Source organism: uncultured Maribacter sp. (assembly GCF_947495965.1).
GTDB lineage: Bacteria > Bacteroidota > Bacteroidia > Flavobacteriales > Flavobacteriaceae > Maribacter_B.
This window is the reverse complement of the sequence record NZ_CANMBB010000006.1, coordinates 15738-37991: the sequence shown is the minus strand read 5'-3', so window position 1 is coordinate 37991 and position 22254 is coordinate 15738. Positions and strand designations below refer to the sequence as shown.

Sequence of the window (22254 nt, the reverse complement as noted above, 5' to 3'; positions counted from 1 at the left end):
TATTTGTCGATAAGAGCAATTATCCATTGTCCTGCCAAAGACCAGCAGATAGATTTAATTTTTAATGCTCGGCTGCTAGTTTTTAATTCTTAAATTTGCCACTTTAAAATTTTTATGCATATGAAATACACCAAACTTCCACATACAGAAATAGAAGTAAGTAAAATTTGTTTAGGAACCATGACTTGGGGTAATCAAAACTCAGAAAAAGAAGGTTTTGATCAAATGAATTATGCATTAGAACAAGGGGTTAATTTTTTTGATACAGCAGAGCTTTATCCTGTTCCTGCACATAAAGATAGATATGCGCATACCGAAAAAATTATTGGAAATTGGTTTAAAGAAACTGGAAATAGAGACAAAGTTATTCTTGGGACAAAAATTGCTGGTAATGGCGATTACACAAAATTTATACGTTCTACAGGTTTTTCTAAAGACGCTATAATTGAAGCTGTTGAAGGGAGTTTAACTCGCTTAAAAACAGATTATTTAGACTTATACCAATTACATTGGCCAGAAAGAACTACAAATTATTTTGGGAAACGAGAATACGTGCCAGATGTTACAGATCATTGGCAAGATAATATTCATCAAGTTTTAGAAACCCTTAGAGATTTAGTACAAGAAGGTAAAATAAGACAAATAGGTATTTCTAATGAAACACCATGGGGCACTATGCGTTTTTTAGAAGAAAGTAAGGTGCATGCAAGTTTACCTAGAGCCATAACAATTCAAAATCCATATAGTTTATTAAATAGACAGTTTGAGATTGGTAATTCTGAAATATCTTTACGAGAAAAAATAGGGCTTTTGGCTTATTCTCCCTTAGGTTTTGGAGTTTTGAGTGGCAAGTATTTGGGAGATAAAAAACCCGAAGGAGCTAGAATAACATTATTCCCAAATTACAATAGATACCTTGGCGAAACAGCAATAGCAGCAACAGAAATGTATAGTAATTTAGCACAAGAGCATAATATGTCTTTAGCGCAAATGGCTTTAGCATTTGTAAATTCTAGACCTTTTTTAACTAGTAATATTATTGGAGCAACCAACTTAGAACAGCTTAAAGAAAATATTAATAGTATAGATATAGATTTAAGCGACGAAATTCTAGAAGGAATTAATGCTATACATAGTAAAATTCCTAACCCTGCACCATAAATATAATTAGATGATAATATTAAAAGTAGGTATTTGGCAGGTAATAGTTATTATAGCGGTAATAATTGTATTGCTAACAATATCAAGAATATTTAGGAGTAAATAACCTTGGAGTTAGCCTATGAGGCATTAGAACTAAAATGTCTTTAAAATTTGTGGTGAGATTTGTAGTATTTTATCTGGATGATTGTGTAAAAATTAACCAAAAAGACCACTTACAACATCTTCAATTTTTGTAGCTAACATAATAGTAATGCCAGTTTTTTTGATAGTTATTTTATTGTTTTTGGATACGTAAATAGTATTAAAACCTAATTTTTCTGCTTCTAAAATACGTTGGTCTATTCTTTGTACAGGTCTTATTTCTCCCGCTAAACCAACTTCTGCGGCAAAACAAACCCCTTTTTCTAGAGGAATATCTTCATTACTAGATAATATAGCTGCAATAACCGCTAAATCTATTGCGGGATCATCTACCGAAATTCCTCCCGTGACATTAAGAAAAACATCTTTAGCAGCTAATTTAAATCCGGCTCTTTTTTCTAAAACAGCTAATAACATGTTTAACCTTTTAGCATTATAGCCTGTTGCAGAGCGTTGAGGCGTACCATAAACAGCTGTACTTACTAATGCTTGTATTTCTATCATTAAAGGGCGCATGCCTTCTACCGTAGAAGCTATTGCAGTACCACTTAGTTCTTCATCGGTTTTAGAGATAAGTATTTCAGAAGGGTTATTTACTTCTCGTAAGCCGCTGCCTTGCATTTCATAAATTCCTAATTCTGCTGTAGATCCAAAACGGTTTTTTAAAGATCTTAAAATGCGATATACATAATTACGGTCTCCCTCAAATTGTAAAACGGTATCTACCATATGTTCTAAAATTTTAGGCCCTGCAATAGAACCATCTTTAGTAATATGACCAATAAGAATTACAGGAGTGTTTGTTTCTTTAGCAAACTTTATTAATTCAGTTGTGCATTCCCTTATTTGTGAAATACTACCTGCGGCAGACTCAATATAATCTGAATGTAATGTTTGTATAGAATCTATGACTACAATGTCTGGCGTAGTTGCTTCTATTTGCTTAAATATATTTTGTGTTTTTGTTTCTGTTAATATAAAGCAAGTTTCGCTATTTGGGTGAATGCGATCTGCTCGCATTTTTATTTGTTTTTGACTTTCTTCTCCAGAAACGTATAATGTTTTATAAGGGAGTTTTAGAGCTATTTGTAAAAGCAATGTACTTTTACCAACGCCAGGTTCCCCTCCAAGTAAAATTAGAGCTCCAGGGACTAAGCCACCACCAAGAACACGATTAAACTCTAAATCATAAGTGTTTAGTCTTAGTTCTTTTTCTGTACTAATTTCATTTACACGTAATGGTATGGCAACTTTTTTTAAAGTGTTGTTAGGGGTTTTCCAATCTTTTTTATCTTCTTTTTGTATTACTTCTTCAACAACAGTATTCCATTCTTTACAAGAAGTACATTGTCCTACCCATTTTGCGTATTGAGCGCCACAATTTTGACAAAAATATGCGGTTTTTGTTTTAGCCATTACCTTAATTCGTGTTTGGTCTAAAGGTAGGGTAAAGTTTAAAAGATATAAAATTATAAAACTAGAAAAACTACTTAAAACCATTAGGAATAAGTAGCTTTTTTATAAATTATTTTTGTTTTCTAGTATCCGAAGTCTGCTTTTAAAGCATCAATTTTTTCTAAAGCCATTTCTTTAGTTAAGAAATCTATTTCTTCCATACCAAAAGCTTTTTCAAAAGTTCGTAGTGCTTTTTTTGGCTCTCCCATTTGTTCGTAATATTCAGCCTCAAAATAAAAACCTAGCATAGTACTTGGAAATTCTTTTTTACATAAATCGGATAATGGTTTCAAGGATTCAAATTCTTCTTTTTTACGAGAGGCAGCATAAATGGCCATAATGTCATTAAGGTTAACGCTTTTTTGTAGTCCAAATAAATCTTCAATCCCTTTGTATTTGTTTTCTAGGTAATCAAAAACAGGTTCTTCGGATGTTAGTATTTGCGTTTTATATTCTTTTGGACTAATAGGTTTAAACATTCCAAAAATATTATCAAAGGCTTTTCCTAATCCATAGGTAGCAATAGAAATATGATCGGCAGTTTTATAAGAATCAAAATAATAATGTAAAGATTCTTTATCTATTGCTTTTAGCCCTTTGTCTAATGCTAAAATTTTAGAAGTGTTTTTGCTTTTTTCATCTTCAACAATTATTTGATAAAATATTTGTTGATTTATAGCACCTAACCTTGTGGGTATTCTAGACTCCATTTCTGGAGCTAATGTTGGTGAGATTGTGATATATGCATTAAATAAAGATTTTTCTTTAAAAAGATAGAAATTTCCAAAATTTGCAGTTATATCATAGCCAACAATCATTTTAAATGGAGCGGTGTTGTAGCTAGTCTCTAAATAAGGTATAAGTTCCATTCCTAAGAACTCAAAGAACTTTTTGCCTCTTTCTGTTGGTAAACCATTTTCTTCATCAAAAGAACAATCATCGAACCTAATACTATCTTCGCTTTGGTTAACACCTACTATAATACTTTGGGGCATTCCATGAAACCTACTGTAAAATTTAGAATTAGCAACTACTTGATCAAATAAATACTCGGCATCTAAAACTAATATAATAGGGTATTTTTTTTCAATATCGTAATCTTCAGGAATATAGTATTGAATATCTCGCTTTTCTTGAAGTTTAAAAGACTCAAAAATTTCTTGTTTTACTTGAGCATTAGTTCCAAAACATAGGAATAATATGTAAATTGCAAAAATTTGTTTCATTAGTATGGTTTTAATACTTAAAAAGAAGTACTTATTTTCGATTTAATAACGGTAATACAAGAAAAGATATTGCCCCAAAAACTACAATCATAGCAGTTTGTGAAATCCACATAATCCACCCAAAAGCATTTCCAGAAACTTCACTAATACCGTATAAAGCTAAGGCTTGACTAATTGCAATAGGATAGATTCCAATACCGCCATTGGTTGCAGCCATAGCAAATGTTCCTGCAACAAATGCTACCATTAGTTGGCTTATAGTTAGGCTTTCTGTTCCTGGGACTGCGTATTTTATTACCCATAGCATAGCTACGTAACAAAACCAAATAAATAGGGTGTGTAGTACAAAAGTCCATTTATTTTTCATTTTAAAGATGCTTAAGACACCATCTAAAAGCCCAGAAATAAAGTTTTTTATTTTTACAGCAAATGCGTTTGTAGATTTTTTAATAAAAAATATGAAGAATAGTAACCCTACAGTACCTAGACCAATTAGAAGAAAAACAGAATTAAGATTAAACCCTTTTTCTTGAATAAACCCTAAAATAACATCGGTTTGCAAAAAGAGGGTTGTGGTAACAAAAAGTAATAACATTAGAACATCTATTACTCTTTCTGTTACAATAGTTCCAAAACCTTTTTCAAAAGGGACATCTTCATACGTGGTAAGTGCTGTTGCTCTTAAAAATTCCCCAGTTCTTGGAACTCCTAGATTAGCAAAATACGCCATAAGAACTATAAGAAGGTTGTTGCTAATTTTAGGTTTATAGCCTAGGGGTTCTATTAAATAATTCCAACGTATTGCTCTAGAAAAATGGCTAAGAATTCCAAAAAGTATAGATAGGCTTACCCAAAATAAATTAGCCTCTTTTATGTAATATAATATTTGTTTTCTGTCTTCTATAGACGTTGAGTTATAGGAATACCAAACTAAAAAAACTCCCAAGCTAATTGGGAGTATGGTTTTTAATGTTTTTTTAATGTTTATATTCAAAATTTACTTTAACAAATTGTTTTCTTCATTAGGAAAAACAAGAGAAGGATTAAAGGTTTTTGCTTCCTCAATATCCATTCTAGCGTAAGTTATTAATATTAAAATATCATCCACAGCAACTTTTCTAGATGCTGCACCATTTAGAGTAATTTCTCCACTATTGCGAGGTCCGGGAATTGCATAAGTTTCTAAACGTTCGCCATTATTGTTATTTACAATTTGTACTTTTTCACCTCTAACAATATTGGCAGCATCCATTAAATCTTCATCTATGGTTATACTTCCTATATAATTTAAATCTGCACCAGTAACTTTAACTCGGTGTATTTTGGATTTTACTACTTCTATTTGCATACTACAAAATTAGTTAATTAAGTGCAATATTGTCTATAAGCCTTACATTCTCTACGTAAACAGCAATAAACGCACGATATTTTTTGCCTTTTTGTTTTCTCTTAATTGGTTTTAAAGTATCTATATCCGAAATTTCTATATATTCTAGTTCAAATGTATTCTTTTCAAGAAAAGTCTTTGTTACCCAATCTTTAACATTAATTGCACTTTTCGTGCCAAATTTTTCTTTGGCAGTTTTTAAGGTTTTATAAATAAAAGAGGCTTCATTTCTTGTTTTTTCAGAGAGTCTTTCATTTCTAGAGCTCATTGCCAAACCATGAGGTTCTCTTACAATAGGGCAACCAATAATAGATACAGGAATATCTTGTATCTGAGTTAGTTTTTTTATTATTTGTAATTGCTGAAAATCTTTTTCTCCAAAATAAGCATTATCGGGTTTAATTAAGTTTAAAAGCAGCTCTACAATTGTACCAACACCATTAAAATGATCGTCTCTAAATTCCCCCTCCATTACCCTGTCTAAACCTTGAAAATCATACTTTTTGGTAACAATGTTATTCTTGTAAACTTCTTCTACAGATGGTGCAAAAACTGTTATTTGGTTAGATAATGATTTTAATAGTGCAATATCTTTTTCCAAAGTATTGGGGTATTTTTCTAAATCTTCTTTATTATTAAACTGTGTAGGATTTACAAAAATAGTAACAATAACAGACTGGTTTTCTCTTAAAGCTTTATCTACTAAAGATAAGTGTCCTTTATGTAGAGCACCCATTGTAGGAACTAATCCTAAACTCTCTTTTTTATTAAGAGAATTTAGAAAGGTATTTAATTGCAAATTAGTTGTAATTACCAACATATAATTTATTTAAAAGCTAGCAAACTTACTATAAATACCTGTAATCTCTATAATTTTTGTAATTTTGCATTTGCGTTCGCAAAAAAAATTAAAAATATTTTCTTATATGAATGGTAAAAAGGTATTGTTTGTATCTTCCGAGTTAGTCCCTTATCTTCCTCAAAATGAAGTTTCGTTAATGTCTTATGAAACTCCAAAAATGGTAAATAGTAATGGAGGGCAAATTAGAATTTTTATGCCTAGGTATGGAAATATTAACGAAAGAAGACACCAACTACATGAAGTAATTCGTCTTTCTGGGATGAATTTAGTGATTAATGACATGGATATGCCTTTAATTATAAAAGTAGCATCTATCCCAAAAGAACGTATTCAAGTTTATTTTATAGATAACGAAGAATATTTTAAAAGAAAAGCCACCTTTACAGATAAAGAAGGTAATCTTTTTTCAGATAATGACCAGCGTGCAATTTTCTTTGCAAAAGGAGTAGTAGAAACGGTTAAAAAATTAAATTGGACACCAGATATTATTCATGTACATGGTTGGATGGCATCTTTATTACCATTGTATTTAAAAAAGTATTACGCAGATGAACCTTTATTTGCAGATAGTAAAATAGTTACCTCTGTTTACGGAAAAGGTTTTGAAGGAGAGTTAGATTCTGAAATGGTTTCTAAAATTGCTTTTGATGGTATTTCAGAAGAAAGTGTTACTCCATTGAAGGAGCCAGACTATAATAATTTGTTAAAAGTTGCAGTAGATTATTCAGATGCTGTTATTTTAGCAGCGGAAGAAATTCCAGAAGATTTACAAAGTCACATATCCAACCTAGAAAAACCAGTGTTGCCTTTTGTTCCTCTTCAAGAGTTTGAAGAAGCATATGCTAATTTTTATAACACAGAAGTTTTAAAATAATCTAAATGAAATTACTAAATAGATTACAGTTTCCTGCATTAGTAGGGACTATGTTTATTTTAATAGTATTATCTTCTTGTGAAGAAGATTTAACAACTATAGGAGGGGATGTTGTTGGCGAAACCCCTTTTACAACAGATAAAGAAGTTTATGATGTATTTGCATATAATAACAATATTAATGCAGTGCAAACTAATAAATTGTCTGTTTATCAGTTAGGAGTGTTTAATGATCCTATCTATGGTAAAACGGAAGCTCAGATAACTTCTCAAATACAATTATCTACGGAAAATCCAACATTTGGGATTAATACCCAAGAAGATGAAGATAGTGCAGATACAAACACTACAGTTACTGTTATTGAGGAAAATGAAACTATAAAAGAAGTTTATTTATATATTCCTTATTTAACAAAAACTTCTTCTGAAGATACCGATGGGGATGGCGTTATTGATGCTTATGATAAAGTTATAGATGCTGATAACGATAATGATAATGATGGTAGAACCAATAATGAAGAAAGAACAGCAGGAACAGACCCTCTAGATCCAAGTAGTGTAGATGCCGATTTAGATGGTATAAATGATATAGAGCCTAAGGAAGAAATAATAGCAAATAATTTTGCTGTTAGGGTAGAGTTAGATAGTATTTATGGGGATAGAGAAGCTTCTTTTAATGTAATCGTAAAAAGGTCTACATTCTTTTTAAGGGATTTTGATGCAGATACTAACTTTACAGAAGCAGAAGAATATTATTCTACTCAAGAGTTTTCTCCAGCATTTACAGGTGAAGAACTGGCAAATGAAGAAGAGACTGTTAGTGACTATCAAATATTAATCCCACAAGATGATGATACTAGTACTGCAGATGTAGATGAATCTAAGCAAAATACAAAATTAGCTCCAGGGATACGCATCCCTTTAGATAATGCATTTTTTCAAGATAATATTTTAAATAAAGAAGGTAGTACAGAACTTATAAGTCAGGCAAATTTCAAGGAATATATTAGAGGATTACACATATCATTAACGTCAAACGGAAATGATATTATGCCACTCTTAAATTTAGCACAGGGAAATATTACAATGACTTATACGTATAATTCTGTAAATACAAATAGTACTACGGATACTTCTGATGATGAAATTGAGGTAAAAGAAAAGGATTTTGTTTTTTCATTTGTTGGAACAGATTTTTCTGGTAATGCAGTAAATACATTTATAAATGAAAATTATCCTGTAGAAGTTTTAGATGCTTTAAATGCTCCAGAGCAAGATGCTGAAAAAATATACCTAAAAGGAGGGGCAGGAGCATATGCTAAAATTAAGTTGTTTAATGAGGAAAATACAACAGAGTTAATTAAGGAAATTAAAGAAAATAATTGGATTATTAATGAAGCAAAGTTAGTTTTTTATACAGATGAAAATGCCTCTTCCAATTCTAGCGATATAAAACCTCCAAGACTTTATTTGTTTAATACAGAGGATAATACACCTATTTATAATCCTTTAACAGAAAATTCTCCAAACCCTAATTCTCCTTTTGGTAAAAATTTAAATTTTGATGGTTTTTTAGAAGAAACAACATCTGGAGATAAATATACTGTTCGTGTTACAGATTACATTAATAGTATTGTTAATGACGAAGTTAATCCAACATTAGGATTAATGATATCTCCGGATATTGGAATAATAAGAGCATTAAATACGCAAGTAAATGGAGAAGAAATAGAGTTGCCAATAGCTCCTACTATTTCTCCATTAGGTACTGTGTTGTATGGTAGTAATGTGTCTTCTGAAAATATTGGTAAGAAATTACAACTAGAAATTTTTTACACAAAAACAAATTAAATAAGTATCCGATATATTACATTTAATTTTAAGACGTTATAGTTGTTGTATTACGTATTTATTACATCTTAAAGGAATTATAAGTTATATATCTAATTTCTCTATTTTTTTATTAATACTTAATATAGATTTGCTTCAAACAAATAAAATACAACCTTAACTAATAAACAAATATGTGCGGAATTGTAGGGTATATAGGCCATAGAGATGCCTTTCCAATTGTTATAAAAGGATTACAAAGATTAGAGTACAGAGGTTACGATAGTGCTGGGATTGCTCTTTTTGATGGTAATAATATAAACCTTTCTAAGACAAAGGGAAAAGTAGAAGACCTTAAAGATAAATCAAAAGAAATATCTTTGGCTGGTACTTTAGGTATTGGTCATACACGTTGGGCAACACATGGTGTTCCTAATGATGTTAATTCTCATCCACATTACTCTAATTCTGGTGATTTAGTAATAATTCATAATGGTATTATTGAAAATTATGAGTCTATTAAAAAGGCTTTACAAAATAGAGACTACACTTTTAAATCTGACACAGATACAGAGGTTTTAGTTAATTTAATTGAGGAAGTTCAAAAGACTGAAGGGGTTAAGTTGGGTAAAGCAGTTCAAATTGCTCTAAACCAAGTGGTAGGGGCATATGCTATTGCTGTTTTTGATAAGAAAAAACCGGACGAAATTGTAGTTGCTAAATTAGGAAGCCCTTTAGCAATTGGTGTTGGTGAAGATGAATTTTTTATTGCATCAGACGCATCTCCTTTTATAGAATTTACAAATAATGCTATTTATTTAGAAGATGAAGAAATGGCAATTGTACGATTAGGGAAAGAAATTAAACTTCGTAAAATAAAGAACGATGCAGTTGCATATCCAAATATATTGGAACTGCAAATGAATTTAGAAGAGATTGAAAAAGGTGGCTATGATCACTTTATGTTAAAAGAAATTTACGAACAGCCAAGAGCTATTATGGATACCTATCGAGGTCGCTTATTAGCAGATCAAGGTATAATACGTATGGCTGGCATTGACCAGAATATTGAAAAGTTTGTAAATGCAAATAGAATTATTATTGTTGCTTGCGGTACTTCATGGCATGCAGGTCTTGTAGCAGAATATATTTTTGAAGATTTAGCAAGAATCCCGGTAGAAGTAGAATATGCTTCGGAATTTAGATACAGGAATCCTGTAATAACAGATAAAGATGTTTTAATTGCAATTTCCCAGTCTGGAGAAACTGCAGATACGTTAGCTGCAATTAAATTAGCTAAGGAAAAAGGAGCATTTGTTTTTGGTGTTTGTAATGTAGTAGGTTCTTCTATAGCTAGAGAATCAGATGCAGGGGCATATACCCATGCTGGTCCAGAAATTGGAGTTGCATCAACTAAAGCCTTTACAACGCAAATAACAGTCTTAACTTTAATTGCTTTAAAATTAGCAAAAGAAAAAGGAGAGTTTTCTGGTTCTAAATTTCATGAATATTTAACAGAATTAGAAACCATACCTGCAAAAGTGGAAAAGGCTTTAAAATCTAACGATTTAGTAGAAACCGTTGCAGAGGTTTATAAAGATTCTACAAACTGCTTATATTTAGGTAGAGGATATAACTTTCCGGTAGCATTAGAAGGAGCATTAAAACTAAAAGAAATTAGTTACATACACGCAGAAGGGTATCCTGCTGCAGAAATGAAGCATGGGCCTATTGCTTTAATAGATGAGCAAATGCCAGTTTTTGTAATTGCTACAAAAAAGGGACATTATGAAAAAGTAGTAAGTAACATTCAAGAAATAAAATCTAGAAAAGGTAAAATAATTGCAATAGTTACTGAGGGAGATGTTCAAGTAAAAGAACTAGCAGATCATGTAATTGAAATTCCAGAAACTTTAGAGAGTTTAACACCTTTACTAACCACCATTCCTTTGCAACTGCTATCCTATCATATAGCAGTAATGAGAAATTGTAATGTGGATCAGCCAAGAAATTTGGCAAAGTCGGTTACTGTAGAGTAAAATTAATTTAATAGATTAATTGAAAGGGATTACAACAATTGTTGTAATCTCTTTTTGTTTTGCGAAAAATGAAATTTTATGCATGTTTATTTTAGAATAATTTACTATGCATGCATAATTTTTTGTATTTTGTCATTGTCAATTTAAAAAAATAAGTATATTGTCATTGACTTGCTAACAAAATAAATTAATAACAGAATGAGAAAAATACTCTTTTTATCCTTCCTTTTATTCGGATTGGGTACCTACGCGCAGACCATTGTTAAAGGTTCTGTGACTGATCAAGATGCTAATCCTGTACCAGGAGCAAATGTTGTAATTGTGGGAAAAGCAATTGGAACAGTAACAGATTTTGATGGTAATTTTGTATTAGAAACTTCTGAAGTCCCTCCGTTTCAATTGAATGTAACAAGTTTGGGGTACACAGAAGCATTATCAAATATTACTGCAAATAACCAAACAATTTCTATTACATTAAATGAAGCGCAAACCTTTTTAGATGAAGTAGTTTTATCTGCTTCTAGAACACCTGAACGTATTTTTGAATCTCCAGTTACTGTAGAACGTTTTGGTTTAAAAGAAATAGAAACTACTGCAGCAGCAGATTTCTACGGAGGATTAGAAAACTTAAAAGGGGTGGATGTTAATACCAATAGTTTAACATTTAAGTCTGTAAACACTAGAGGTTTTGCAACTTTTGCAAATAATAGGTTTATGCAGTTAGTAGATGGTATGGATAATTCTACACCAGCCTTAAATTTTCCTATTGGAAATTTAGTTGGCTTAGTTGAGCCAGATGTTAAAAGTGTTGAATTACTTCCAGGAGCATCTTCTGCACTATATGGTGCAAATGCATTTAATGGAATTCTTTTTATGACTAGTAAAAACCCTTTTGACTATGATGGTATTAGCGTATCTATAAAAAGAGGAATAACTTCACAAGAAGCTGCAGGAGATAATGCTTACACAGATTTTGCAATACGCGCAGCACATAAATTCAATGATAAATTTGCAGCTAAAGTTAACTTTGGGTACTTAAAAGGTACAGATTGGGCAGCAACTAGTGAGGTAGACAAAACAATTCTTGGAGGAACAAGAGCAGATACAAATTATGATGGTATAAATGTTTATGGGGATGAGGTTTCTACAAATATTAGATCTGCCTCGGGATTAGGAGTAATACCTGATGTAGTAGTTAGTAGAACAGGGTATAATGAGGCTACTTTAACAAATTATAATGCAGAAAGTATTAAAGCAGATTGGGGATTATATTATAGACCAATAGAGGATAATAGTTTAGAAATATCCTATGTAGGTAAAGTGGGTACTGGTTCTACTATTTATCAAGGAACAAATAGATATAATATTAATGGTTTTTTTCAGCAGCAACATAAGTTAGAGGTTAGAAATGATAACTTTTATCTAAGAGGATATGTAGTAAATGATAAAGCAGGAGACTCTTATGATATGGTTTTCACAGGAATAAATATTAATAGAGCTTGGAAAAGTGACGAAGATTGGTTTGGAGATTATATAGCAACGTATGCTGGTATTGAGCTAAGTGGGAATCCAACAGGTTTAACAACCCAACAAAAGCATGATGCCGCTAGAGCTGCAGCAGATACTGGTCGTTATTTACCAGGTTCACCTGAATTTAAAGCGGCTTTTGATAAGACTATACAAAACCCAGACTTATCTCAAGGGTCTAAATTTCAAGATGCTTCTAAGTATTATCATGCAGATGGTAATTATAATTTTAGTCATTTAACAGATTTTGCAGACATACAAGTAGGGGGGTCCTATAGACAATATAGTTTAAATTCTTCAGGAACTATTTATACCGATTTAGATGGCACTATAGATTATTCAGAGTTTGGGGTATACACACAAATTCAAAAGAAATTTGAAATAGATGAAGAGAAAAGTGTAAAAATTACAGGTTCTGTACGTTATGATAAATCAGAATTTTTTGATGGATTCTTTTCTCCAAGATTATCTGCGGGTTTAACACTTAATCGTGATCATAATATTAGAGTTTCTGCGCAAACAGGTTTTAGAAACCCTACTACACAAGATTTATTTATAGGATTAGATGCAGGGCGCGCAATTTTAATTGGTTCCGCTCCAAATAATTTAGATAGGTATTCTAGAGAGTTTAATGTAAGTCAAACAGGTCAAGATGATTTCGGTCAGCCAGCTACTGTTACGCAAACAGGAGCAGTTGCATATAATAACTCTTATACTGCAAGTTCTGTTTTGGCTCTTAGTGATACAGGGGATCCATCTGTTTTAGAAATTTCTAATCCTGATATAGTTAAACCAGAACAGGTACAGTCTATAGAGTTAGGGTATAGAGGTAAAATAGATAAATTAATAGTAGATTTTAGTGTGTATTACAATAACTATAAAGACTTTATTTCGCAAGAAGTAGTAGTTTCTCCTTATTACGGAAATGTAGGAGAACCATTATCTATTGTTGCAATAGCTAATGATGATTACCAAGCATGGAGTACCTATACAAATTCAGAAGCAGATATTTCTTCTTATGGGGCTTCAATAGGTCTTTCTGCTAAAGTTTTTGGAAATTTTGATTTAAGTGGAAGTTACACCTATGCTAAGCTAGATTTTGATAGAGAAACGTATCCAGATTTTGCAACAAACTTTAATACACCAGAGCATAAGTTTAAAGCATCATTTGGGAATACCGAATTGTTTGAAAATTTAGGATTCAATGTTTCCTATAGGTTTAGCGATGATTATTACTGGGAAGCAACCTTTGGTAATGGTGTAGTGCCAGAGTTTCATACCGTTGATGCGCAAATAAATTATACAGTCCCTAGCATAAAATCTTCCTTTAAAGTAGGGGCAACTAACCTGTTAGGAGATGAGTACTTTACAGCTTTTGGAACAGGGTTTATTGGTTCTATGTACTATTTATCATGGACAATAAATAACTAGAAAACTTAAAAAAAATTACAATGAAAAATATAAAATACATATTACCATTACTTGTTATTAGTGCTTTTGTGGCATGTAATGATATTGAAGACGTTGACCTTGTGGAAAAGGAAATAGTTGCTGAGTTGCCAGAATTAACTGCAGGCTCTGTAGATTTTTCTAATTATGTAGCGCTTGGGGCTTCTTTTACAGCAGGTTTTACAGATAACGCTCTATTTAAAGCGGCTCAAGAAAATTCTTTCCCAAATTTATTAGCAAAGAAATTCCAAATGCTAGGAGGAGGTGAATTTACACAGCCCTTAATGAATGATAATATTGGAGGACTTGTGCTAGGTGGAAATTTGGTAATAAATGCACAGACAGATACTTTATTTAAACCAAGATTAGTTTTTGATGGTAAAGGACCAGCTGCTTTAAAAGATGTAATTGGCGATATAACACCAACAACAGACTTTTTGCTTAATAACCCAACAGGAACATTTAAGAACCTAGGAGTACCTGGAGCTAAAAGTTTTCATTTATTAGGAAATGGGTATGGTAGTATTGCTAATTTTCCTACGGCGGCAAATCCTTATGCAATACGTTTAGCAGCAGATAATCCAAATGCTTCTTTATTAGAGTTGGCTATGGCACAAAACCCTACATTTTTTACTTTATCAGAAATTGGTGGTAACGATGTTTTAGGATACGCTACTACAGGAGGAGATGGCACAAATACTATTACAGATATAAATACTTTTGATTTTGCTTTTAATACTTTAGTTACAACACTTACATCTAATGGAGCAAAAGGAGTAGTTACCAATGTGCCTTATATTACAGATTTACCACACTTTACAACTGTGCCACACAATCCTTTAGATCCAACAAATGAAGATTTTGGGCCTCAAATCCCAACATTAAATACTGTTTATGGAGCAATTAATCAAATATTTATTGCTTTAGAGCAACCAAACCGTGTTATAGAATTTTCGGAAACAGCAGCAAGTGCTGTAGTAATTAAAGATGAGACATTAGATGATTTATCTTCGCAAATAATAGGGGCATTAAATGCAAGCGAAACTTTTCCAATTTTTGTACAACAATTTGGACTACCAGTGCAAGCAGCACCTCTTGTAGCAAATTTATTAGGAAACGCCTATGGCCAGGCAAGACAAGCCACTGAAGATGATTTGTTTGTGTTGCCAAGTAGTTCCACTATAGGGGAAATTAATACAAAATCAGTAGCGTCATTAATGAACCAAGGATTAACCTTGCAACTTGCTGGTCAATTTTCTGTAGAGGGAGTATCACTTCCTTTAGAAGATAAATGGGTATTATTACCTAGTGAGCAGTTAGAAATTAAACAAGCAACAGATGCTTATAACCAAACAATAGCAGCCGTGGCAAGTGCAAGTTCAGATATTGCTTTGGTAGATTTAAATAGTATTTTATCAGTAGCTTCTACAACAGGTTTGGAAGCTGGAGAATTTACATTTACTACAGATTTAGTTACTGGTGGTTTAGTGAGCTTAGATGGGATACACTTAACAAGTAGAGGTTATGCAGTAATGGCAAATAAATTTTTAGAACAAATTGATGCTACTTTTGGGTCAAACTTTATTTTATCAGGAAATGTAAATAATCCTGCAGATTACCCAACAAATTATTCCCCGGCATTACAATAACATAAATAAATAGTATACAAAAAGGAGCAATATTGTTAATGCTCCTTTTTTTTGTTTAAACTATTTTTAATTTAGTGTTTAAACCGTATCTTCGCAGCCTGAAAATAGAAGCCAAATTTGGCTTAATTAATACTAAATACTTAAACACGTAAGTAATGTCTAAAGTTACAGGTAAAGTTTCCCAAATTATTGGGCCAGTAGTGGATGTAGAATTTCAATCCGGAGCAGACCTTCCAAAAATTTACGATTCATTAGAAATTGTTAATAAAGATAGTTCTAAACTTGTATTAGAAGTACAATCTCATGTAGGAGAAAATACTGTTCGTACAATTTCTATGGATTCTACAGATGGTTTAAGTAGAGGTACAGAGGTTAATGCAACAGGAAGTGCAATTCAAATGCCAATTGGTGATGATGTTTACGGGCGTCTATTTAACGTAATTGGAGATGCTATTGATGGTTTAGGAGATTTACCAAAAGCAGGTAAAGATGGTCTTCCAATTCACCGTGAGGCACCAAAATTTGAAGATTTATCTACTTCTACCGAAGTATTATTTACAGGGATTAAGGTAATAGACCTTATTGAGCCTTATGCAAAAGGTGGTAAAATTGGTTTATTTGGTGGTGCCGGAGTGGGTAAAACCGTATTAATTCAAGAATTAATTAACAATATTGCAAAAGGACATGGTGGTTTATCTGTTTTTGCAGGAGTAGGAGAACGTACTCGTGAAGGAAACGATTTATTACGTGAGATGTTAGAGTCTGGTATTATTAAATACGGAGATGACTTTTTACACTCTATGGAAGATGGTGGATGGGATTTATCTAAAGTAGATAAATCTGCAATGAAAGATTCTAAAGCAACTTTTGTTTTTGGACAAATGAATGAGCCACCTGGTGCACGTGCACGTGTTGCATTATCTGGTTTAACAATTGCAGAATATTTCCGTGATGGAGCTGGAGAAGGACAAGGGAAAGATGTACTTTTCTTTGTAGATAATATTTTCCGTTTTACACAAGCAGGGTCAGAGGTGTCAGCACTATTAGGTCGTATGCCTTCTGCAGTAGGTTACCAACCAACATTAGCAACAGAAATGGGTGCTATGCAAGAGCGTATTACATCAACAAAAAGAGGTTCTATTACATCTGTACAAGCGGTTTACGTACCAGCAGATGATTTAACGGATCCAGCACCAGCAACAACATTTGCTCACTTAGATGCAACTACAGTATTATCACGTAAAATTGCGGAGTTAGGTATTTACCCAGCGGTAGATCCATTAGATTCTACATCAAGAATTTTATCCCCAGAAATTTTAGGAAAAGACCACTACGGTTGTGCACAACGTGTAAAAGAGCTTTTACAGCGTTATAAAGAATTACAAGATATTATTGCCATATTAGGTATGGAAGAATTATCTGAAGAAGATAAATCTGCAGTAGGTAGAGCAAGACGTGTACAACGTTTCTTATCTCAGCCTTTCCATGTAGCAGAACAATTTACTGGTATACCAGGTGTTTTAGTAGACATTAAAGAGACTATTAAAGGGTTTAATATGATTATGGATGGAGAGTTGGATCACCTTCCTGAATCTGCTTTTAACCTTAAAGGGACTATCGAGGAAGCTATTGAAGCAGGAGAAAAAATGCTTGCGGAAGCTTAAAAGTTCAGAGTTATAAGTTATGAGTAACTCTTTACTCATAACTTATAACTTATAACTCATAACTAAAAAATATGTATTTAGAAATTGTATCGCCAGAAGCTACATTGTTTAGTAGTGATGTGGACTCTGTAGTTTTACCAGGAGTAAATGGTGAGTTTCAGATTTTAGAAAATCACGCATCTATAGTATCTATTTTAAAGTCTGGGACTATTAAAATTCATACACATTCTCAATCTCATTTAGTTCTTGATGATCTTCATGGAGAAATAGTTCCTCATATAGATGATAATAAGATTTTAACTATTAAGATTAGTTCTGGAACTGTAGAAATGAATAATAATAAAATTATCGTGTTAGCAGATTAATTTAATAAAGATATTTATCAATTTTATAATTAAAAAAATACAGATATTGATATATAAAAGTAATGATTACAATTTTAAAATTTAACCTGCACTTGCAATAATTTCTTAATTAAAGAAATTATCCTCCTGATTATACCACATAGATCCAAATATTAGATTTCCCCAAGGTCCAGAATCTTCATCTGCTACACCTGCCATGTAACCTTCTCCAATAACCACTTTTGCAGGGTAACCAACAGCAGTATTGTACATATATAAATCTTTTAAGTCTTGTGATTTGTAATACAAATTTGCCATAGCCGGTACTGCACTAGGTTGTCTGGTACCTACTGTAGAAAGAGGAGCTAAAGCACCAGATGAATTTTTAAAAAACCTAATATCATTCCACCCTCCATCTATTGATTTTCTCAGGTATTTTCCTTGTCCAGTTAAAAATGTTAATAGACTTTTTTCTGTAATCCCATCAGTTGTACTTGTTCCTTTAAATCCTTCAACAGTTAAATTCGTAGAACCTTTTAAAATACCTTCTGTAGTTTTATAATCATACAATCTATCATTAGGGAAATGATTAGCAGAAGCATCTAAATGAGCCATTTGTACCATAGCTCCTAAACTAACCCAGCCATAATATACTCCTTTCGCTGGATCCTCATCAATATTTCTTTGCATTTCCCACCATGTACCATCCGGAAATAACCCATACTTAAGTGAGATTTTAAAAAACTCTCGACACCATGATTCCATTTCCAAATTATTTGCACCAACCGACCATGAATGAATATATGCTATAATATCCCAATTACGATTATTAAAATGATCTTGAGCCCATGCTATGGTATATAAATCCTTTCCAGAAGCGTCTTGTATAGGAGTTGTACTCCCATATTCTTTCGGATATACTCCTTCCGCATAAAATTTAGAAACCCCATTGAATTCCCAATTATTTCCAAAATAAAATGACATACGAGATTTTAAAGCATTATATCCTAATTCAGCAAACCTTTTAAACCATGCTTCTATATTAGATTTGTTCGAATCGGTAAGTACTTCTTGTAATTGTTTGATAAAAAAATAACTATTTTTTAGTTTTTTTGCTGTAGAAGCTTGTACCCAAAGTTGGTCTTCTGTATTATCCCATCGTATGGTATTAGAAGAGTTCCAGTAAGGAGAATAAAGATCATTTGTGTTTACTATAGCTAGTATTTCATTTGCAACAATATTTGCCAAATTTACATTGTCAACAGCATATGCATAAACTGCCGTTGTATGTAAACTATGCCCACTATTATTTATTGTCCCGTTATAGCTCTGGGACATATCCTTGAGACCAAAAACAGGTCTATACTCACTTGGGTTGGCAGCAAACAAAGTCGTATTCAATATTATTTCTGAAATATCATCATTAAAACCAGAACCAGCTATATACCCATTTTCAAAACGTTTTTTTAATTCTACTTTAGCTTTATCAGTAAAAAAATAATTAAGTTTATCTTCTTCTTCGTTTACTACAATAGTAACATTCCCTGTATCTATAGTAGTCTCTCCATTATTATCTTTAGTTTCAGTGGTATATGTAAAAGTATCAACAATTCTATTAGAGCTATTAGGTGCAATATATTCAATAGTATTGTTTTCTTTTACAGTTATATCTCCATTAATAGGATTGGATACACTAGTTATAACAATATCCTTCTCATCTGAGAAATTATCATTTTCCAAAACATCGAGGGATTGCGTGTTACCAGGGCTGATTATGAAATTGTCATCTACAACTGAGCTTTTAGTAATATTTTGAGTATCATGGTTAATTACATATTCTGATAGTAGATCACTATCCTTACTACAAGATACTAATAGGCTTGATAAAACTATCCCTATTGACAACATACGCAATAGATATGATTTTTGATTTAATTTCATAGGTTTAACATTTGGGAATATAAACATATCAATTATTTTAATTTTAAAGCTATAATGATAGATTTATTCGATGAAATACATTGAATCCCTGGATTTAAACGTTATGTAATCTTAAAACATATATTTTTGTTGATTTTATTTTGCGAAAATCACAAATAAGTTTAATAGTTGATGGAAATTTTAATATTGAAATTGTATACAAACATCATTGCAGCTCTTTAGCCAAGTTGATTAAATAAAAAAAGTTAGTCTTTAATATTTTAAAAAAATGATGTGCTATTAATCCTAATTTATTCGCCTTGGTAAGTATAGCCATACTTACTTCCATATCCTAAATTGGTATGAGGAACATCATTCAAGACTAAACTCAAGTGATTTAGTTTTCCTGCTTCCTTTGCTTCAATAGCAAAGTCCATTAATTTTCGTTTGGTATAACCCGCTCGTGTAACATACAGTGTCAATGCCGCATATTTATTAATTAAAAAAGTATCTGCTATAAGCAGAGCCGGAGCTGTGTCTACTACTATATAATCAAAATCTTCTTCCAATTCAGCAAACATAGTACCTAATCGATTTGATTGTAACAATTCAGCAGGGTTTGGCGGGATAGATCCAGAGGGTAAAATTGTTAAATTTTCATTTAAATCTGTTTGCTGAAACAAGTGACTTAGTTTTTGTTTATAATTAACTAGATAATCACTTACCCCTAAAACATTACTTAAGTTTTTTTGGTAACGTTGTAATTGAGGGTTTCTTAAATCGCCGCCCACTAATACAACTTTTTTTCCTGTCAATGCCAAGGTAATAGCCATATTAGTTGCTACAAAAGTCTTACCCTCTCCTTGTATTGTAGAGGTCACAAAAATAGACAGCCCGCCATTGCGTTCTTTATTATATAAGGTTAAATATTGTAAATTAGCAGATAGAATCCTGAAGGCTTCTGCAAGTACTGAACGATCATTTTCCTTAATTAATTCGGCATCTTTTTTCCCAATATTAGGCAACTCACCTAATATTGGTATTGAGTTGGATATCTTTTCTAAATCATCCTTTCCTTGAATCTTATCATTTAAGAGCTCCTTGCTACGAATAACTAAAAAAGGAAGTAAAAATCCTAATATTATTGCAATACCTAGTACAACCTTAGGACTTGGGTTAATTACTCCTTCAGAACTATAAGCACTATCCACAATTTTAGCCTTAGGAGCAGTAACCGATAACTCTAAAGTATTCTCCTCTCTTTTTTGCAATAAATACAGATAAAGAGATTCTTTTATATTTTGTTGTCGTTCTATACCTCTTACTTGACGCTCTTGACCTGGAACTCTAGCAATTTGTGAACCAATAACTCCTGCTCTTTTACGTAAATTTTCTTGATTAATCTTTAAGTTTCGACGTTGCGAAATTAGACTCTGTTTTACATTACTCTTTAATCTATCAATTTGTTCGTCTAAACGAACTACCAAAGGGTTTTTTTCTGTAGATCCAGATAAGAGACGATTTCTTTCCAATATTAAATCGTTATAATCATTTACAAATTCACTAGTATTAGATTCCAATCCTAAATTTGCTGGCAATAAATTCGCTTTATTTGAATCCATATAACTTAGCATAGAACTTGTTACTTCTAACTGAGTTTCTACCTCTTGCCGCTGTTGATTATATTGACTAACATTCTCAATCATCATTTGAGATTCTGCCCCCATATCCGTTAATCGATTTACTTCTTTATAAGATTCTTTTCCGGATTCTACGGAATCTAATTCATTGTTAATTATGCTTAAACGTTCATCAATAAAGTCGGCCGTATTTTTAGCGATAAGGTTTTTATCTTCAATAGCCTCTTTGTTATACTCAAAAATCAATTGATTTAAAATATCTTCTGCTTTTTTTGGAACTCTGTCTTTTATTTTTAATTGGATTAAGGTAGATTGATCATCTAAAAGCTCTACTTCTAATGCCCTATTGTACTCAGCTGCAACACTTTCTATAGTAACAAACTTAATAAGAACTTCTGTCCATTCTTCTGCTACAATTCTATCATTAAAAGTACTTGTTATCACAAAATCGGCAAAATTAAATTCGATGGGCGTATTTAATTCGGCCTTAAATATTTTTTCTGTAGTTTCATTAATCAATTCCAGACCATTAGCCCCTAAATTTTTTACTCTAAAGATGTTATTTTCTTGTTTTATGACTTGCTTTAATTTAGTATCATCTATACGTAATATTTGAACTTTTATGGGACTATTATTATAGAGTGGTTGAGGAACAAAATTATTGTAATCTATATACTGTACATTTAAATTTAAGGCTTTAACAGTGTTTAGCGTTAATCGTTTAGAGGTTAACAGCCCTAACTCATTCGCCATACTATTTGCACTTAAACCACTTAAAAGGTTCACTTCAAAACCATTAGAGGTTTTAGAATTTCCTGCGCTTTCCTCATCTTTTACAATTATACTAGCAACACTTGTAAAGTGTTTAGGTGCATATTTTATATATACAAAAGACAATAATAAAAACAAAAAAGTTACCCCAAGAAACCACGGCCAATATTGTTTATATTTATCCAAGGTTTCACGCAGATTTAGCTCATTGTAATCTTCTACTACTGGTAGGTATTTGTATTTTTCTTTAGTCATTAGTACTTTATAATTTTGAGAATAGACTCTCCTTATTTTTTTTGTACAGAATGTACAA

Annotated in this window: 15 protein-coding genes; 8 read left to right on the top strand and 7 right to left on the bottom strand. The window is 31.9% G+C overall.

Features of this window, described 5'->3' with window-relative positions:
• Window positions 1-120: 120 nt before the first annotated feature.
• Entirely contained in the window at window positions 121-1161 is a 1041-nt protein-coding gene (locus Q0820_RS12315) for an aldo/keto reductase (protein ID WP_298487945.1), read from the top strand.
• 198 nt (window positions 1162-1359) lie between these two features.
• Here the strand turns inward: Q0820_RS12315 and radA are convergent, their stop codons facing one another.
• The 5 genes from radA to panC form a co-directional block, all read right to left on the bottom strand.
• On the bottom strand, window positions 1360-2721 hold the full coding sequence (gene radA / locus Q0820_RS12310; protein WP_298487944.1) for a DNA repair protein RadA: 1362 nt from the start codon (window positions 2719-2721) through the stop codon (window positions 1360-1362).
• A 122-nt stretch (window positions 2722-2843) separates the two neighbouring features.
• Window positions 2844-3986 (bottom strand): alpha/beta hydrolase-fold protein, encoded by a 1143-nt coding sequence (locus Q0820_RS12305; RefSeq protein WP_298487943.1) that lies wholly within the window; start codon window positions 3984-3986, stop codon window positions 2844-2846.
• A 31-nt stretch (window positions 3987-4017) separates the two neighbouring features.
• Window positions 4018-4980, bottom strand: coding sequence for a lysylphosphatidylglycerol synthase transmembrane domain-containing protein (locus Q0820_RS12300; RefSeq protein WP_298487942.1), 963 nt, complete (start codon window positions 4978-4980; stop codon window positions 4018-4020).
• A 3-nt stretch (window positions 4981-4983) separates the two neighbouring features.
• Window positions 4984-5334: an aspartate 1-decarboxylase gene (panD, locus tag Q0820_RS12295; RefSeq protein WP_121064764.1), complete on the bottom strand. Its 351-nt coding sequence runs from the start codon at window positions 5332-5334 to the stop codon at window positions 4984-4986.
• 13 nt (window positions 5335-5347) lie between these two features.
• Window positions 5348-6193 carry a pantoate--beta-alanine ligase gene (gene panC, locus Q0820_RS12290; protein WP_298487941.1) on the bottom strand — a complete coding sequence of 282 codons (846 nt, stop codon included), beginning with the start codon at window positions 6191-6193 and terminating at the stop codon, window positions 5348-5350.
• Window positions 6194-6299: 106 nt separating this feature from the next.
• Here panC and Q0820_RS12285 point away from each other — a divergent pair, with 106 nt between their 5' ends.
• The 7 genes from Q0820_RS12285 (at window position 6300) to Q0820_RS12255 (ending at window position 17631) form a co-directional block, all read left to right on the top strand.
• The gene (locus tag Q0820_RS12285; RefSeq protein ID WP_298487940.1) at window positions 6300-7109 is read left to right on the top strand and encodes a glycogen/starch synthase; all 810 of its coding nucleotides are present in this window, start codon (window positions 6300-6302) and stop codon (window positions 7107-7109) included.
• 5 nt (window positions 7110-7114) lie between these two features.
• Window positions 7115-8959, top strand: coding sequence for a DUF4270 domain-containing protein (locus Q0820_RS12280; protein ID WP_298487939.1), 1845 nt, complete (start codon window positions 7115-7117; stop codon window positions 8957-8959).
• A 173-nt stretch (window positions 8960-9132) separates the two neighbouring features.
• A complete protein-coding gene (gene glmS, locus Q0820_RS12275; RefSeq protein WP_298487938.1) occupies window positions 9133-10977 on the top strand; it encodes a glutamine--fructose-6-phosphate transaminase (isomerizing) in 1845 nt (614 codons plus the stop codon).
• A 198-nt stretch (window positions 10978-11175) separates the two neighbouring features.
• The gene (locus Q0820_RS12270; RefSeq protein WP_298487937.1) at window positions 11176-13935 is read left to right on the top strand and encodes a TonB-dependent receptor; all 2760 of its coding nucleotides are present in this window, start codon (window positions 11176-11178) and stop codon (window positions 13933-13935) included.
• A gap of 20 nt (window positions 13936-13955) precedes the next feature.
• A complete protein-coding gene (locus Q0820_RS12265; protein WP_298487936.1) occupies window positions 13956-15602 on the top strand; it encodes a G-D-S-L family lipolytic protein in 1647 nt (548 codons plus the stop codon).
• Window positions 15603-15757: 155 nt separating this feature from the next.
• Window positions 15758-17266, top strand: coding sequence for a F0F1 ATP synthase subunit beta (gene atpD, locus Q0820_RS12260; protein ID WP_298487935.1), 1509 nt, complete (start codon window positions 15758-15760; stop codon window positions 17264-17266).
• A gap of 71 nt (window positions 17267-17337) precedes the next feature.
• Window positions 17338-17631, top strand: a complete 294-nt coding sequence (locus tag Q0820_RS12255) for a F0F1 ATP synthase subunit epsilon (protein WP_298487934.1) — start codon at window positions 17338-17340, stop codon at window positions 17629-17631.
• A gap of 105 nt (window positions 17632-17736) precedes the next feature.
• Here the strand turns inward: Q0820_RS12255 and Q0820_RS12250 are convergent, their stop codons facing one another.
• Together Q0820_RS12250 and Q0820_RS12245 are read right to left on the bottom strand one after the other, a co-directional pair.
• Window positions 17737-19551: an Ig-like domain-containing protein gene (locus Q0820_RS12250; protein ID WP_298487933.1), complete on the bottom strand. Its 1815-nt coding sequence runs from the start codon at window positions 19549-19551 to the stop codon at window positions 17737-17739.
• Between the two features lie 290 nt (window positions 19552-19841).
• On the bottom strand, window positions 19842-22196 hold the full coding sequence (locus Q0820_RS12245) for a tyrosine-protein kinase family protein (RefSeq protein WP_298487932.1): 2355 nt from the start codon (window positions 22194-22196) through the stop codon (window positions 19842-19844).
• Window positions 22197-22254 lie beyond the last annotated feature (58 nt).

What these genes read in the sequence shown, in the direction of transcription:
- Q0820_RS12315 (WP_298487945.1), top strand. Translation starts at nt 121, where the DNA reads ATGAAATACACCAAACTTCCACATACAGAAATAGAAGTAAGTAAAATT.
- radA (WP_298487944.1), bottom strand. Translation starts at nt 2,721, where the DNA reads ATGGCTAAAACAAAAACCGCATATTTTTGTCAAAATTGTGGCGCTCAA.
- Q0820_RS12305 (WP_298487943.1), bottom strand. Translation starts at nt 3,986, where the DNA reads ATGAAACAAATTTTTGCAATTTACATATTATTCCTATGTTTTGGAACT.
- panD (WP_121064764.1), bottom strand. Translation starts at nt 5,334, where the DNA reads ATGCAAATAGAAGTAGTAAAATCCAAAATACACCGAGTTAAAGTTACT.
- panC (WP_298487941.1), bottom strand. Translation starts at nt 6,193, where the DNA reads ATGTTGGTAATTACAACTAATTTGCAATTAAATACCTTTCTAAATTCT.
- Q0820_RS12285 (WP_298487940.1), top strand. Translation starts at nt 6,300, where the DNA reads ATGAATGGTAAAAAGGTATTGTTTGTATCTTCCGAGTTAGTCCCTTAT.
- Q0820_RS12280 (WP_298487939.1), top strand. Translation starts at nt 7,115, where the DNA reads ATGAAATTACTAAATAGATTACAGTTTCCTGCATTAGTAGGGACTATG.
- glmS (WP_298487938.1), top strand. Translation starts at nt 9,133, where the DNA reads ATGTGCGGAATTGTAGGGTATATAGGCCATAGAGATGCCTTTCCAATT.
- Q0820_RS12270 (WP_298487937.1), top strand. Translation starts at nt 11,176, where the DNA reads ATGAGAAAAATACTCTTTTTATCCTTCCTTTTATTCGGATTGGGTACC.
- Q0820_RS12265 (WP_298487936.1), top strand. Translation starts at nt 13,956, where the DNA reads ATGAAAAATATAAAATACATATTACCATTACTTGTTATTAGTGCTTTT.
- atpD (WP_298487935.1), top strand. Translation starts at nt 15,758, where the DNA reads ATGTCTAAAGTTACAGGTAAAGTTTCCCAAATTATTGGGCCAGTAGTG.
- Q0820_RS12255 (WP_298487934.1), top strand. Translation starts at nt 17,338, where the DNA reads ATGTATTTAGAAATTGTATCGCCAGAAGCTACATTGTTTAGTAGTGAT.
- Q0820_RS12250 (WP_298487933.1), bottom strand. Translation starts at nt 19,551, where the DNA reads ATGAAATTAAATCAAAAATCATATCTATTGCGTATGTTGTCAATAGGG.
- Q0820_RS12245 (WP_298487932.1), bottom strand. Translation starts at nt 22,196, where the DNA reads ATGACTAAAGAAAAATACAAATACCTACCAGTAGTAGAAGATTACAAT.